Here is a 15091-nt window from a genome sequence, read left to right on the forward strand (position 1 = left end):
CCATGGACACCGCATCGAAGATCGTGGGAGCGCTGGGGGTGGGGCTCGCACTGGTGCTCGCCTCGCCTGTCCTGGCGGCCGAGGAGCCCCTGGAGCCGAGGGCGCTCTTCCTGGCGGTGCGCGCCCGGGGAGAGCTGGTGACGGATGGCCGGTTGGACGAGCCGGCCTGGGCCGAGGCCCCGGTGCTGTCCGCGTTCACCCAGAGTTTTCCCGTGCCGGGCGCCGCGCCCAGCGAGAAGACCGAGGTGCGGCTGCTCTACGACGACGCCAACCTCTACGTGGGCATCACCGCCTTCGACAGCCAGCCGGAGGCCATCCACCAGGGGCTGGGTCGGCGCGACGCCATTCCCGCATCGGACGTCGTGCGGGTGATGATCGACAGCCTGCGCGATCGCACCACGGGTTACGTCTTCTCCATCAACGCGGGAGGCACGCTGGAGGACGGGCGCCTCACCGATGACCTCACGCTCTCCACGGACTGGGATGGGATGTGGGAGGGGAGCGCGGTCGTCACGAACGTCGGGTGGACGGCGGAGATGCGCCTGCCGCTGCGGATGTTGCGCTTTCCGACGGCCTCCGAGCAGCGCTGGGGCTTCCACGTGCGCCGGGAGATCGCCCGGACCCAGGAGCAGCTCGACTCGGTGGTCATTCCACGCGAGGCCAACGCACTGGTGTCGCGCTTCGGGGACCTGCGGGGCCTGCGCGACATCCAGCACCGCTCCCAGCTCACGCTGCTGCCCTACGTGGCCAGCCGGCTCACCGCGCAATCGTTCGCGCCGGGCGGTGGGGCGCGGCGCCTCGTGCCCTCGGTCGACGTGGGGTTGGATCTCCAGGCGAACCTCACGAGCGACCTGACGCTGACGGCGACGGTGAACCCGGACTTCGGTCAGGTGGAGGCGGACCGGCTGTTGGTGAATCTGGGCACCGCCGAGGTGTTCTTCCCGGAAAAGCGCCCCTTCTTCCTGGAGGGGGTGGAGCTGTTCCTGCCGGTGGGCGCGGAGAACGGGCGCGCGGCGCAGACGCTCTTCTACTCGCGGCGCATCGGGTTGGAGACGCCGGTGCTGGGCGCGGCGAAGCTCACGGGGACGGTGCGCGAGGGGCTCCAGGTGAGCCTGTTGGACGCGGTGGTGATGGGGGCGGTGAATCCCCATCCGGACCGTGAGCCGCCGGATGGCCGCTACCAGTTCCATCCCCGGCGTCCGTTCCACTTCGCGCCCAACAGCTCGCTGCCCACCGCGGTCCAGTCCCCGACGAACTACCTGGCCGGGGTGATGCGGGCCGAGCTGGCTCCGGGCGTGCGCACCGGGGCGATGATCACCTCCGTCAACCCGCTCACCCAGGACTGTTGCGAGACCAAGGGCGGGCAGGGCGCGGCGGTGGACTTCTCGCTGCGCAACCCGGATGGCGCGTATGTCCTCCTGGGCCAGGTGGATGGCTCGCGGGTGACGGGGCTCGTGCCCGAGGGCGTGCGGCTGCGCGACGGGACGCTGCTGCGCTCGGGGGACGTGGGCTTCGGCACCTACCTCAAGGGCGGCAAGCTGGGCGGTCAGCCCTGGCGCACGACGCTCACCTACCAGTTGGCCACGCCGCGTCTGGACCTCTCGCCCGCGGGCTTCCAACCCGTGCAGAACGAGCAGGACGCGAGCGCCCACATCCAATACGGCTACAGCGATGGGTGGGGCCCGTTCGCCGAGCTGTGGCTGGGGATCAAGGGACACAGCCGGTGGTCCGCGGATGGGCGGGGACTGGGGCTCTACAAGTCCGCCATGCTCACGATCGACGCCACGTTCCCCGACTCCTCGAACTTCTGGTGCGAGAGCGGCGCGGATGGTCGACGGCAGGACCTCCGGGAGATCGACGGGTATGGCGTCGCCTTCGAGCGGCCGACCTTCCTCTACGTCATCTGTGGCGCGGTGACGAACCGGGCGCGGCCGTTGTCCTTCTCGGCCGTGGGGTACGTGGACCGCACCTTCAATCAGGGCGCCACGCTCGGGCAGGTGGGCAGCTCCCTGGAGCTGGGCGTCACGTGGCGACCGCTGCCTCGCTTCCAGACGCAGTTCCAGGCCGGCCACGAGGCGACCCAGGACGGGCCCCGGTGGGTGGAGGCGCTCGGTCCGGACAGGCACCTCTTCGCGCAGCTCACGCCGCGCTTCCTCTCCTTCACGCTGCGCCAGCTCGTGGTCATCACTCCCCGGCTCACGCTGCAGGCCTATGCGCAGCTGCTCTCGGGCTATGGGCACTACGGGCCCTTCTTCCTGGGCGTGGCGCCGCCTCGGGGCTTCTTGCGGTTGAGTGACCTGGTGCCCACGGACACCCAGACGGACCCGAGCTTCCACTCCTCCGCGCTGAACCTGAACCTCGTGGCGCGGTGGGAGTACCGGCTCGGCTCGACGCTCTTCCTCGTCTACTCGCGCGCGCAGGAGGAGCCCTCCGAGCTGGAGGGGGCCGTGGCGAGCCGCTCCCTGTTGCCGCGCGCCCTGCTGAGCGGACCGGGCACGGACACGCTGCTGCTCAAGGCGAACATCGCGTGGTGAGCCCGCGCTCGGGCGTCTGGGGCGCGCTCGTGGGCGTGCTCCTGTGGGGGGGCGCCTGGGGTTGGGCCCGCCAGCCCGTGACGCCGCTGCCCGTCACGGCGGACGCCGGACGCTTCTCCGAGGCGCGGGCCTGGCCGCTGGTGGAGGAACTGGCGGACGGCATCGGCCCGAGGCCCCTGGGCTCGTCCGAGGCCGATCAGGCGGCGCGGTCGCTGGAGCGGCGGTTGAGGGCTCTGCCGGGGGTGGAGGTGGAGCGCCAGGAGGTGTCCGGCACACGGTTCGAGGAGGGGGTGCTCGTCGTCTACCGGGTGGTGAACGTGCTGGCCCGGTACGAGGGCGAGCGGCCCGAGGCGGTGCTCCTGTCGGCGCACTACGACTCGCCGGCGGAGAGCCCCGGAGCGGCGGACAACGGGCTGGGCGTGGCCACGGGGGTGGAGGTGATGCGGGCCCTCGCGGCGGGGCCTCGTCCGCGCCAGACGGTCGTGCTCAACCTCAACGGGGGAGAGGAGTCGGGTCGGCTGGGCGCCGCGGGCTTCCTGGCGCATCCCTGGGCCCGGGACGTGCGCGCCTTCGTCAACCTGGATGCCACGGGCGCCGCGGGCAAGGCGCTCCTGTTTCGCGCCGGGCCCGGACAAGCGTGGCTGCTCGAGGCCTACGCGGCCGCGGTGCCCCAGCCGGTGGGCTCGGTGCTCGGACAGGATCTGCTGGGGAGCGGGGCCGTGCCGTTGTTCACCGACTTCGAGGAGTACACAGCCGCGCGGCTGCCCGGGGTGGACCTGGCGACCCTGGAGGATGGCTACGCGTACCACACGGAGGGCGATCGCCCCGGGCGCCTGGCACCGGGAACGCTCCAACACCTGGGGGACAACACGCTCGCGTTGCTTCGCGCGCTCGTGCTCCCGGCGCGGACGCCTGTGCCCGAGGCCCCCGTCGGGGCCTTCTTCTCCGTGTGGGATCGGGTGATGGTGGTCTACTCGCCGCGCGTCGCATGGCTGGGCGTGGCCCTGGCCTGGGCGTTGACCCTGGGGGCCTGGGGGGCGGCGAGCCGTCGGCGAGGCCTGTCCGTCCGGGGCGTGCTGCGCGGGGCCGCCTGGACGGGCCTGGGGGGCGTGCTGGGCCTGGCGGTCCCCCTGCTGGGCGCGCTGCTGTTGGGCGGCGTGCTGGGCCGTCCCCACGGCTGGTTCGCGTGGCCGTGGCTCGGTGGGGTGACCTTCGGCGCGCTCGGACTCGTGGGCGTGTGCGCGGCGGAGGCCGCGTGGTCCCGGAGCGCCGCGCGCCGGGGTGGGGACCTGGCGGTGCGCGGGCTCGAGCGCTGGAGTGGGGCCTTGCTCTGGGGCGGTGTCTTCCTTCTGGTGATGTCGGCGGCGGGGCTCGGGTCCGCGTACGTGCCGCTGCTCTGGGTGTTGGGCGGCGCGACGGGCCTGGGGGTCGCCGTGCTCGCGCCTCGCTGGTGGGGCGTGGGGTGGGTGCTGGCCTTCCTGCCCGGCGCGGTGGTGACCGGGGAGCTCGTGGGGTGGGTGCTGGCGCTGGCCGTACCGCTCACGGGCCATCTATTGGTGCCCTTCGCGTTGGACGGCGCCATCGCGCTGCTGGTGGCGCTTCCCCTGGCGGCGGCGGCCTGGCTCGTGCCGCTCGTGTGGCCCTGGGAGGCCGGGGGCCGACGGGTGCTGGGCCTCGTGGGCCTGTGCGCGGTGGTGGGGTGGGGCGCGCTCGCGCTCGTGCCGACCTCCAGCGCGCAGCGTCCGCGTCGGCTCCGGGCCGTCGAGCGGGTGACGCCCGAGGGGGCTACCCGCGTGGTGCAGAGCCTGGACGGCTTGCCCCTGGGCGCGATGCTGCCCGGCGTGCCCGACACGGAGCGGACGCGACCGGAGGTCTTCCTGCCGCTCCAGACGCCCGTGTTCCCTCCGCCTCGTGCGGAGGTGCTGCACGAGGCGCGACAGGAGGGCGCGCGGGAGGTGACGGTCCGCTGGGACGTGCCCCCGCGCGCGGAGCTGCGGCTGGAGGTGCCACGGGACGCGCTCGTGGGCTGGTCCCTGGGGGCGGCGCTGCCCGTGCTCGCCGGGGACCGGGACGCCTATGTGCTCCACGTCGTGGCGCCTCCGGAGGAGGGGTGGACGCTCACCTTGCGCCTGCGTGGGAGCGCGCCTGTGGCCGTGCGGGCAACAGCGCGGCGCGAGGGCGCGGTGACGCCGGGGCTCCAGGCGCTGCGGGCCGCGCTGGCGCCCGAGGTGACGGGCTCGTTCGCCGCGTCCCACCGCATCACGGTGGAGCTGTGATCCACTCGCACGGGAAGTGTAGAGGGGGGCCCCCCTCGCGCGAGCCTGGGAAGAACCGCTAAGCTGTAGATTCATTTGAGTGAGGAGTGCCGTGATGGGAGCCCCTGGCGTCGAGTCTCGGGACAAGACGCAGCCGAGGCCCCTGTGCGTGCAGGACTACGAGGCGCTGGCGCGCGCGCGCATGGAGCCCTCCCAGTGGGACTACCTTCAGGGCGGCAGCGATGACGAGGTGACGCTGCGGGCCAACCGCGAGGCGTTCGCCCGGCTGCACCTGCGTCCCCGGGTCCTGGTGGACGTGTCGCGCTGCGAGCTGTCCACCCAGGTGGCGGGCCTGTCGCTGAACCAGCCTCTGCTGGTGGCGCCCATGGCCTATCACCGTCTGGTGGATCCCGAGGGGGAGGTGGCCACCGCGCGCGCGGCCGGAGCCCTGGGCATTCCGCTGGTGGTGAGCACCTTCGCGAGCCGCACGGTGGAGGAGGTGGCCGCCGCGGCGACGGGGCCGCTCTGGTTGCAGGTGTATTGCTTCCGCCGCCGCGAGGCCACCGCGGCGCTCATCCGCCGCGCCGAGGCCGCGGGCTACCAGGCCCTGGTGCTCACCGTGGACGCGCCCCGCATCGGCCGGCGCGAGCGCGACATGCGCAATGGTTTCGGTCTGCCGCCGCACGTCCAGGCCGTCAACTTCACCCAGGAGCTGACGGCCACCCTGTCCACGCGCGCGCAGGGCCACTCGGGCATCGCCCTGCATGCCCAGGAAGCCTTCGACACGACGATGAGCTGGGAGGTCGTGGAGTGGGTGCGCTCGGTGTCGCGCCTGCCCCTGTTCCTCAAGGGCGTGCTCACCGGCGAGGACGCCGCGCGGGCCGCCGCCGTGGGGGTGGAGGGCGTCATCGTCTCCAACCACGGAGGCCGGCAGTTGGATGGCACCCTGGCCGCGCTGGACGCCCTGCCCGAGGTGGTGCGGGCCGTGGAGGGCCGCTGCGCCGTGCTGATGGACGGCGGCATCCGCCGGGGCACGGACGTGCTCAAGGCGCTCGCCCTGGGCGCGCGGGCCGTGCTGGTGGGCCGTCCCGTGCTCTGGGGTCTGGCCGCCGCGGGAGAGCCCGGAGTCCACCACCTCCTGTCGCTGCTGCGCGAGGAGCTGGAGCTGGCCATGGTGTTGGCGGGACGTCCCACCGTGAAAGACATCGACGCGTCGCTCGTCTACCGCCCGTGAGGGTGGTCTGAAGGAAGAGGGTTGCACTTGAACTTCGATGGGATTGATCACCTGGAGCTGTACGTCGGCGACCTGGATGCCGCGGCGGAGCTGTTCTGCGCCGGTTTTGGTTTCCGGGTGACGTGCCGCTCCGTGCCGGAGTCGGGACAACCTCACGGTCGGGAGAGCCTGCTGCTCGAGCAGGGCCGCATCCTGCTCGTGCTCACCCGGCCCGGGTCGGACACGGACGAGGTGGCCGATTTCCTCGCGGTGCACGGCGACGGCATCAAGGACGTGGCGTTCCGCACGCCGGACGCGGTCGCGGCCTTCGAGGAAGCGGTGCGGCGGGGCGCGAGCGTAGTGCACGAGCCCCGGGTGTACGAGGGGCCGCATGGCCGGCTCGTGCGGGCGACGGTGGCCTCCCCGGTGGGCGACCTCGTCCACTCCTTCATCCAGCGCGAGACGCCCGTGGCGGACTTCTGGCCGGGCCGCTTCCCGTTGAGGGAGGTGCCCACCGCGTCCACGCCCCTGGTGGCGGTGGACCACCTGGCCCTGTGCCTGCTGCCGGGCTCGCTCCAGGAGACGGTGGATGCCTACGCGCGGCTGCTGGGCTTCCACGAGAGCCACGAGGAGAACGTGGAGACGCGCTACGGCGGCATGACCTCCAAGGTGGTGCAGGACGCCTCGGGCCGGGTGTGCTTCGCGATGATGGCGCCGATGCCCGGCAAGCGTCCGGGGCAGATCGATCACTTCCTCGCCAACCACCGGGGCGCGGGCGTGCAGCACCTGGCCTTCCTCAGCGAGGACATCCTCGCGGCCGTCGACCTGCTGCGGGCGCGGCGGGTGCCCCTGCTGGACAGTCCGCGCGGCTACCACGATGCGCTTCCGGCGCGCGTGGGCACGCTGGCCGAGGATCTGTCGGCGTTGCGCGCGGGCCACGTGCTGGTGGATCGCGAGGGCGAGACGGGCTACCTGCTCCAGGTCTTCACCCGCTCGGTCCATGACCGGGGCACGCTCTTCTTCGAGCTCATCCAGCGCAAGCAGGCCCACGGCTTCGGCACGGCCAACATCCGCGCGCTCTACCAGTCCGTGGAGCAGGAGATGATGCGCCAGGAGCGGCCCGCCGCCGAGTGCGGCTAGCCGCCCGGGCCGCTGGGGGAAGGCTCAGCCCGCGCGGGCCACGCCTTCCCGCCGCTGCTCCAGCGCGCCGCGCAGCACCCGCGCCAGGCGCGCCACGCCCTCCTCGATCCGCTCGGGCGTGAGGTAGCTGACCGACAGCCGCAGCTCGTGCTCGCCGCCCGTGCCCAGGTAGAAGTAGCGCATGGGCGTCCAGATGACCTGGTGCTGCCGCGCGGACTGCTCGAGCAGCGCCTCGTCCGCCGCGATGGGCAACTTCATCACCAGGAAGAAGCCCCCGTCCGGCACGTTCCAGCTCACGTCGCGGGCCCACGCCTCGCTCCGGGGGAAGTGGCGCGCCAGGGACTGGAGCGTCGCGTCCATGTTCTCCTTGTAGAAGCGGATCGCCTCCTGGTTGGCGTCGAGCAGGCTGCAGTCGTTCATCACCAGCATGCCGCCGATCAGCGCCTGGCAGATGGGCGAGGTGTTCACGGTGAGCATGCTCTTGATCTTCGAGAACTCCTCGGCCAGCAGGTGCGGCGCGCCCGAGGGGCCGGTGACGCGCTGATCCGCCACGGCGTAGCCCACGCGCAGCCCGGGGAAGGCGGACTTGGAGAACGAGCCCAGGTAGATGACCTGGCCGCGCGTATCCATGGACTTGAGCGTGGGCTTGCGCGACCCCTCGCGCGAGAAGAAGCCGTAGGGGTTGTCCTCGAGGATGAGGAAGTCCTCGCGCGCGGCGATCTCCAGCAGGCGCGCGCGCTCGGGGGCCGGGAGGCTGCGCCCGGACGGGTTGGCGAAGTCCGCGACGAGGTAGAGCGCCCGGGGCCGCTTGCCCTCGGCCCGCAGGGCCTCCAGCGTCGCCTCGAGCGCGTGCAGATCCAAGCCCTGTTCGCCCTCGGTCACCGGGGCGACCGCGATGTCCAGGAGCTTCGCGGCGCCGGTGATGCCGATGTAGCAGGGCATGCCCACCAGCAGCACGTCCGTGGGCTGGGAGAACAGCGCGCGCAGGGCGAGGAACATGCCTTCCTGGCAGCCCACCGTGACGACGATGGACTCGGGCGCGGCGCGGATGCCCTCGTCCTTCTCCAGCATCCGGGCGATCAGATCGTGGATGTGGCCGTTGGTCCGGCCGTACTGGAAGAGGTTGGTGCGGATGCGCTCCTCGGAGAAGCCCCGCGCCTCGCGCAGGTGGCGTGTGTACGCGTCCAGGTAGGTGGTGAGCTGCTGGGGATCGTAGAACTTCTCGTGCGGCCGACCGGGCGCGAAGGAGATGGCGTCCGGGTAGCGGAGCGCGATCTCGTTCAAGAAGTTCATCACCTCGAGGGTGGGATCCGACAGGGAGGCGTGCAGGGAGTCTTGGAGCAGCATGGGAGCGGAAGCGGGAGGATCCCACTTCCGCTCCGAGCCTGTCAAAGCGTCAGGGGGCGATGTACATCCACCCACCGAGCAGGCTGTTGTTGTCCGTGCGCAGCTCCATGGTCGAGGGCGCCGGGTTGACCACGGCCCCCACGTACACCGGCCCCGGGGCTCCCGGACCGCTCGGCGGGAACGGCCAGACCGGCGCGGTGATGGCCACCGTCTCGCACCAGCCGGGCCGCAGGTTGCCCGTGAAGGCCTCGCCCACGAGCACGTCCGCGAAGGGGGCGTCCGGGCCGGGCGCGCGCAGGGTGGTGTCCGTGGACAGGAGCACGCTCACCCGCGTGGAGTCCTCGCGCGTGCCCTGGTTGCAGACGGTGACCCGCGTCGTGAGCGGCTGGCCCCCCTGGGTGAATACGGGATGTTCCACCGCGGTGAGGATGAAGTCCGGCGCCTCGCCCACGCCCAGCAGGTAGCCCGCGTGGGTGTTGTTGCTCGTGATGAGTTCCTGGCCCGGGAACTCCACTTCATGCGGATTCACGACGGAGCCCAGGTGGAAGGCGCGCGGCTCGGACGGACCCGTGGTGGGCGGATGGACCGTGCCGTGGATGGACACCGTGCCGCACTGGCCCGGCGCGAGCGTGCTGATCGGCGCATGGCCCACCACGACGTCCGGCGAGCGTCTGTGGGGCCAATCCAACTGGAGGTGCGCGTCCTCGGACAGCACCAGCGCCACGTCCGTGCCCCCCGGGCCGGTGCCCTGGTTGCAGACGGTGACCTGGGCGGTGGTGGACTGGCCCTGCTCCACGCTGGCCGGGCCCGTGACCGAGCGGATGACGAAGTCCGGCCCTTGGCCCACGCCCAGCAGGTAGCCCGCGTGGGTGTTGTTGCTCGTGATGAGCTCCTCGCCCGGATAACCCGGGGGGCGCGGATCCACGACGGCGCCCAGGTGGAAGGCGCTCCGGGGGGCCGGCGTGAACGGGGGCTGGACCTGGCCCGAGATGGGGAGCGCGGCGCATTGGCCTGGGCGGAGCGCGTTGACGAAGGTGCTGCCCACCAGGATGTCCCCCGACATGGCCGGAGATTGGGGGAACTCCATCTGCTCATCCGTGGAGAGCAGCAGGCTCACCGGGGCGCTCCCCTCGCGGGTGCCCTGGTTGCAGACGGTGACCTGGGCGGTGAAGGACTGACCGTGCTCCACGTTCGCCGGACCCGTGACCGAGCGGATGACGAAGTCTGGCCCCTGGCCCACGCCCAACAGGTAGCCCGTGTGCGTGTTGTTGCTCGTGATGAGCTCCTCGCCCGGATAACCCGGAGGGCGCGGGTTCACGATGGCGCCCAGGTGGAGCGCGCGCGTCTCGGAGGAGAAGGCGTACGAGGGGATGTAGCCGGGAATGGAGACCGGGGTGCACTGGCCCGGCTGGAGCGTGGGCACATGCATGTCACCCACGAAGGCGTCCGGGCCCTGGCCGAACGTGGAGGCGGAGTCGAACCGCGCGTCCTCGGAGGCGAGCAGGACGAGCTGGGTGCTTCCCGAGCGGGTGCCCTGGTTGCAGACGGTGACCTGGGCGGTGAAGGACTGGCCGTGCTCCACGCTGGCCGGACCCGTGAGCGAGCGGATGACGAAGTCCGGCCCTTGGCCCACGCCCAGCAGGTAGCCCGCGTGGGTGTTGTTGCTCGTGATGAGCTCCTCGCCCGGATAACCCGGGGGGCGCGGGTTCACGATGGCGCCCAGGTGGACGGCTCGCGACTCGTAGGAGAAGGGAGATGAGGGGATGTAGCCGGGAATGGAGAGCGGGAGGCACTGGCCCGGCTGGAGCGAGGGCACGGGCGTTTCACCCACCCGGGCGTCCGGGCCCTGGCCGAACGTGGAGGCGGAGTCGAACCGCGTGTCCTCGGAGGCGAGCAGGACGAGCTGGGTGCTTCCCGAGCGGGTGCCCTGGTTGCAGACGGTGACCTGGGTGGTGAAGGGCTGGCCGTGCTCCACGCTGGCCGGACCCGTGAGCGAGCGGATGACGAAGTCCGGCCCTTGGCCCACGCCCAGCAGGTAGCCCGCGTGGGTGTTGTTGCTCGTGATGAGCTCCTCGCCCGGATAACCCGGGGGGCGCGGGTTCACGATGGCGCCCAGGTGGAGCGCGCGCGTCTCATAGGAGAAGGTGTACGAGGGGATGTAGCCGGGAATGGAGACCGGGGTGCACTGGCCCGGCTGCAGCGAGGACACATGCGTCTCACCCGCGAAGGCGTCCGGGCCCTGGCCGAACGTGGAGGCGGAGTCGAACCGCGCGTCCTCGGAGGCGAGCAGGACGAGCTGGGTGCTTCCCGAGCGGGTGCCCTGGTTGCAGACGGTGACCTGGGCGGTGAAGGACTGGCCGTGCTCCACGCTGGCCGGACCCGTGAGCGAGCGGATGACGAAGTCCGGCCCTTGGCCCACGCCCAGCAGGTAGCCCGTGTGCGTGTTGTTGCTCGTGATGAGCTCCTCGCCCGGATAACCCGGAGGGCGCGGGTTCACGATGGCGCCCAGGTGGAGCGCGCGCGTCTCGGAGGAGAAGGCGTACGAGGGGATGTAGCCGGGAATGGAGACCGGGGTGCACTGGCCCGGCTGGAGCGTGGGCACATGCATGTCACCCACGAAGGCGTCCGGGCCCTGGCCGAACGTGGAGGCGGAGTCGAACTGAGCGTCCTCGGAGGCGAGCAGGACGAGCTGGGTGCTTCCCGAGCGGGTGCCCTGGTTGCAGACGGTGACCTGGGCGGTGAAGGACTGGCCGTGCTCCACGCTGGCCGGGCCCGTGAGCGAGCGGATGACGAAGTCCGGCCCTTGGCCCACGCCCAACAGGTAGCCCGGGTGGGTGTTGTTGCTCGCGATGAGTTCCCGGTTCGGAGAGGAGGCTTCCACCACGGCGCCCAGGTGGAAGGCGCGCGTCTCGGGGGACACGGAGGGCGGACGCATGGCGCTCGCGTCGATGGACACCGGCGTGCACTGGCCGGGTTGGAGCGGGTGCACCGGGAACTCCCCGAGGAGCGAGTCCTCGGGCGGCGAGGCGGCGCCGGGAGCGCGGATGTTCTCGTCCTCGGAGAGCACCAGGAAGAGCCGGGCGCTGTCGCTCTCGGTTCCCCGGTTGCAGACGGTGACCTGGCTGATGAGCCGCTGGTCAGGGTTCACGCTGGTGGGGCCCGTGACCGAGGTGATGACGAAATCCGGCCCTTGGCCCACACCCAGCAGCCCGCCCGCGTAGGTGTTGTTGTCCTCGCGGAACTCCACCTGGGTGTTGAACGGATCCACCACGGCGCCCAGGTGGAAGGCGCGCGTTCCGGGAGCCGCGCCAGGCGGAGGGGTGGCATCGCCGAACGCGGTCACCGTCCTGCATTGGCCGTGGGCAAGGGAGGGCACCTGGGCGAGTCCCACCAGCGTGTCCTCGGGCGGCGAGGCGTCACCGGGGACGCGCGGGGTGGTGTCCTCGGAGAGGACCAGGGCCACCTGGGTGCTCGCGGTCTGGGTGCCCTGATTGCACACGGTGATGTCGGCGGTGAGGGGGCTTCCCGGCCGCACGCTGTCGGGACCCTTCACCGCGGTGACGACGAAGTCCTCCCGGATGCCCACGCTCATCGGAGCGCTGAAGCGCAAATCGTTGCCGGGATTCTCGTCGCCCTGGGTGAGCCGGGCCCCGACGTACCAGGAGCCCTCGGTGAGCGGGGGGAGGGAGAGCTGCGTCTGGCGTTGGGTGCACTGACCCGGCATGAGCAGGGCGGAGGACGTCACCCCCGCGGGGAAATCCGTCTCCGCGGACCAGGTGGTGTCCGCCGACAGGACGAGCTCCGCGGAGGCATACCCGGATGGGCCGCCGCGATTGCACAGCGTGACCGAAACGCCGACAGGGCTTCCGGGTGCGGCGCTGGGGGGCGTGCTGACCTCCGCTACCTCGAAGTCGAGTCCACTGCTCAGGGGCGTCGCGACCTCCGTCGCTCCCGTCGAAGGGGCCTCCGGTGATTGACATCCCAGGACTGCCATCAAGGACAGGGTTCCCAGGCCTCGTTTCATCCAGCGTTCATGCATAGGGGGTTGGCTCTTTTTGAGAGGGAAGACCGCGCGGCCTTTCGCCAGGGAGGACCGCGCCCCCCCGACGTGCGCGGCGCCAGCATATTCTTTCGCCGCCAAATAAAACGGACTCCGAAGGAATTTCTGGCTGGACGGGCTATACGGGGTTGCGACTGTGTTAGAGACGCGGGCATGGCGAGCCATGGACGAGGACGCCGCATCAATGTCGAGGGTGTCACCTATCGCTGGAGCGTGCGGGGCTCACGAACGCTCGGCGAGGGCGGTGCCTATCGGCTCCTGTCGATCGTCGCGGACGAGGCGACGGGCCAGGCCCTGCACGTGTGGGTACGGCACGATGACGTCTGGGTTCATTTCTCGGACTTGACGCGGCTCCGGGTGCGCGCGTCTCCGGCCTCACCTGGGCTCGTGTTCCGTGGCATCAAGCCGGGCCTGGTGGCCCAGGTCATCGCGGCGGCGCGCACGCGCGGGTGGGAGGCGTCGCGCCGGGGCCCGACCCTGGAGTTCGTCCTCGAGGAGGACCAGCGGCTCCTCCCCCTGGCGGAGTTCTCCGGGCGGGACGAAGTCCCTTAAGGTGCGGCATGCCCTTGTTCCGTTCGTTCGCGCTGCTCGCGCTGCTGTCCGCCGGACCCGTGTCCGGGGACGAGTTGAAGACGCCCTTGTCCCGCGTCCAGGTGGAGTCCCCCGAGGCTCCTTTTCGGGGAGCGGTGCTCGCGGCGGGCGCGCCGACGGTCCAGAAGCGACCCAACGGCGTCGTCACCGTCAGCATCCCCCTGGGCACGAGCCGGCCCATTTCCTGTCTGTTCTATCCCAACCCCATCGATGCCGGGGCCACGGCGCGCTCGCTGATCAACACGTTCCAGGCGCGCATCAAGTTCGAGCGCGTGCGGGCCACGGACGTGAAGACGCTCGCGAGGAGCCCGGCCCTCTACCTGGAAGGAGAGGTCTCCCAGGGCGGAAAGGTGGGCCGCATCCTGATGATGGTCCATGCGGATCCCGCGCTGCCCAAGGCCTGCTACCACGAGGAGCAGGGCCTCCCGCGGACGTTCCTCGACGTCACCGCGTCGCTGGCCACGGGGCTCACCTCCACCGCGGCCGAGAAGCCCGTGGCCTCCGTCTTCAGTGAGGTGCAGGTGCTGCGCGAGGGCGAGCAGGTGCTCGGGTTCCAGTCCACCGCCGTGTTCGGGGCCCGCTCGGGAGGCACGGTCCTCGAGCGCACCACCACCCGGGTGCGTCCGGGGCCCCCCTCCGAGCTCCAGTTCGAGGACATCAACGTCCAGGCGCACGCGGACACCTCGGGCCTGCTCGTGCGCGAGAGCTACGAGGAGCGGCGCGGAGACACCGTGGTGGGGCGCCTGGTCCTCACCCGCGAGCAGGACGGAGGCTCCCAGGTCCAGGGACAGTGGGCGGGCAAGGACGTCCAGGCACGCATGAAGGGCACGGTGGTGGGGGACGTGGGCCTCGCGCAACGGCTGCGGGACACCCTGCTCCAGCGCGGCAAGCCCGTGGAGGTGGTGATGTGGGAGCCCTCCGCCCATCCCACCGCGCCGACGAAGGTGGTGGCGCGCCGGCGCGCGGGCAAGGGACCCCGGGCCGCCACGCTGAAGGTGGGGACCGGGTCGCTGAACGTGGAGCTGGATGCCCATGGGTTCGTCTCCCGCGCCGAGGGGCCCGCGCCCCGTGTCACGCGCGAGCGGCTCTCCGAGACAGACGCGCCCTAGATTCCCATGACGGACCGGGAGGGGGTTGGGCTAGATGGGGGTGGACCCTCCACGAGGAACTCGCCCTCATGTCATCCGTCGATCCGAATCTCCGCCGGGAACTCCACGGCTGGTACAGCCACCGGTTGGGCATGGACATGCCCATCGTCCGCTACGGCCACTGGGGCCCGGCCCTGCTGCTGTTTCCCACCGCGGGAGGCGACTTCCTCGAGGCCGAGCGCATGGGGCTCATCCAGGCCGTCGCGCATCACCTGAGCGCCGGCCGCTTCCAGCTCTTCAGCATCAACAGCATCAACCCCTGGGCGTGGATGAATCCCGGCATGCCCATGCACGAGAAGGCCCACAACCAGGCGCGTTTCTCCGAGTACATCGAGAACGAGGTGGTCCCGCACGTGCGCCACTGTCTGGGCAACGAGCACGCGCGCATCGGCGCGGCGGGGGCCAGCTTCGGTGCCTTCCATGCCGCCAACGCCTTCTTCCGGCGTCCGGATCAGTTCGAGCTGCTGCTCGGGCTGGGCGGCCTCTACGATCTCCAGTCGGAGTTCCTCCACGGCTACTGGAGTGACGACGTCTACTTCAACAACCCTGTCTCCTACGTGCCGAACCTGGCCGAGGGCCACGGGATGGACCTGCTGCGCCACCACAGCCGGATCCACCTGGTGAGCAGCCGGGGCGCGTGGGAGTACCCGGAGTTCTCCGAGCACTTCAGCCACCTGCTGCACCAGCGGGGCATTCCCCACAACCTGGACATCTGGGGCCACGACATGCCCCACGACTGGTCCACCTGGCACCGGCAGCTCGAGCACTACGTGGCCGAGCGGCTCGGCTACTGAGGCGCGGCG

9 protein-coding genes are annotated in these 15091 nt (G+C 71.3%); 7 read left to right on the top strand and 2 right to left on the bottom strand.

Going from position 1 to position 15091, the window contains the following annotated elements:
* The first annotated feature begins 2 nt into the window (after positions 1-2).
* The 4 genes from I3V78_RS13020 (at position 3) to hppD (ending at position 7142) form a co-directional block, all read left to right on the top strand.
* The gene (locus tag I3V78_RS13020; RefSeq protein ID WP_204487643.1) at positions 3-2534 is read left to right on the top strand and encodes a carbohydrate binding family 9 domain-containing protein; all 2532 of its coding nucleotides are present in this window, start codon (positions 3-5) and stop codon (positions 2532-2534) included.
* Complete coding sequence (locus I3V78_RS13025; protein WP_204487645.1) at positions 2531-4810, top strand: M28 family peptidase; 2280 nt, start codon at positions 2531-2533, stop codon at positions 4808-4810. Before I3V78_RS13020 ends, I3V78_RS13025 begins: the two co-directional genes overlap by 4 nt.
* Positions 4811-4904: 94 nt before the next feature.
* On the top strand, positions 4905-6023 hold the full coding sequence (locus I3V78_RS13030) for an alpha-hydroxy acid oxidase (RefSeq protein ID WP_204487648.1): 1119 nt from the start codon (positions 4905-4907) through the stop codon (positions 6021-6023).
* A 27-nt stretch (positions 6024-6050) separates the two neighbouring features.
* Complete coding sequence (gene hppD, locus I3V78_RS13035) at positions 6051-7142, top strand: 4-hydroxyphenylpyruvate dioxygenase (RefSeq protein WP_204487650.1); 1092 nt, start codon at positions 6051-6053, stop codon at positions 7140-7142.
* A gap of 24 nt (positions 7143-7166) precedes the next feature.
* Here the strand turns inward: hppD and I3V78_RS13040 are convergent, their stop codons facing one another.
* Both I3V78_RS13040 and I3V78_RS13045 read right to left on the bottom strand, forming a co-directional pair.
* Complete coding sequence (locus I3V78_RS13040; RefSeq protein WP_204487653.1) at positions 7167-8489, bottom strand: aminotransferase-like domain-containing protein; 1323 nt, start codon at positions 8487-8489, stop codon at positions 7167-7169.
* Positions 8490-8538: 49 nt separating this feature from the next.
* Complete coding sequence (locus I3V78_RS13045) at positions 8539-12234, bottom strand: CARDB domain-containing protein (protein WP_204487655.1); 3696 nt, start codon at positions 12232-12234, stop codon at positions 8539-8541.
* 468 nt (positions 12235-12702) lie between these two features.
* On the opposite strand from I3V78_RS13045, the gene I3V78_RS13050 reads away from it, so the two are divergent.
* The 3 genes from I3V78_RS13050 (at position 12703) to I3V78_RS13060 (ending at position 15082) form a co-directional block, all read left to right on the top strand.
* Positions 12703-13101 carry a hypothetical protein gene (locus I3V78_RS13050; RefSeq protein ID WP_204487657.1) on the top strand — a complete coding sequence of 133 codons (399 nt, stop codon included), beginning with the start codon at positions 12703-12705 and terminating at the stop codon, positions 13099-13101.
* A gap of 8 nt (positions 13102-13109) precedes the next feature.
* The gene (locus I3V78_RS13055; RefSeq protein ID WP_204487659.1) at positions 13110-14249 is read left to right on the top strand and encodes a hypothetical protein; all 1140 of its coding nucleotides are present in this window, start codon (positions 13110-13112) and stop codon (positions 14247-14249) included.
* Between the two features lie 68 nt (positions 14250-14317).
* Positions 14318-15082 carry an esterase family protein gene (locus I3V78_RS13060; protein ID WP_204487661.1) on the top strand — a complete coding sequence of 255 codons (765 nt, stop codon included), beginning with the start codon at positions 14318-14320 and terminating at the stop codon, positions 15080-15082.
* Positions 15083-15091: the final 9 nt, after the last annotated feature.

The organism is Archangium primigenium, assembly GCF_016904885.1.
Taxonomy (GTDB): Bacteria; Myxococcota; Myxococcia; order Myxococcales; family Myxococcaceae; genus Cystobacter; species Cystobacter primigenius.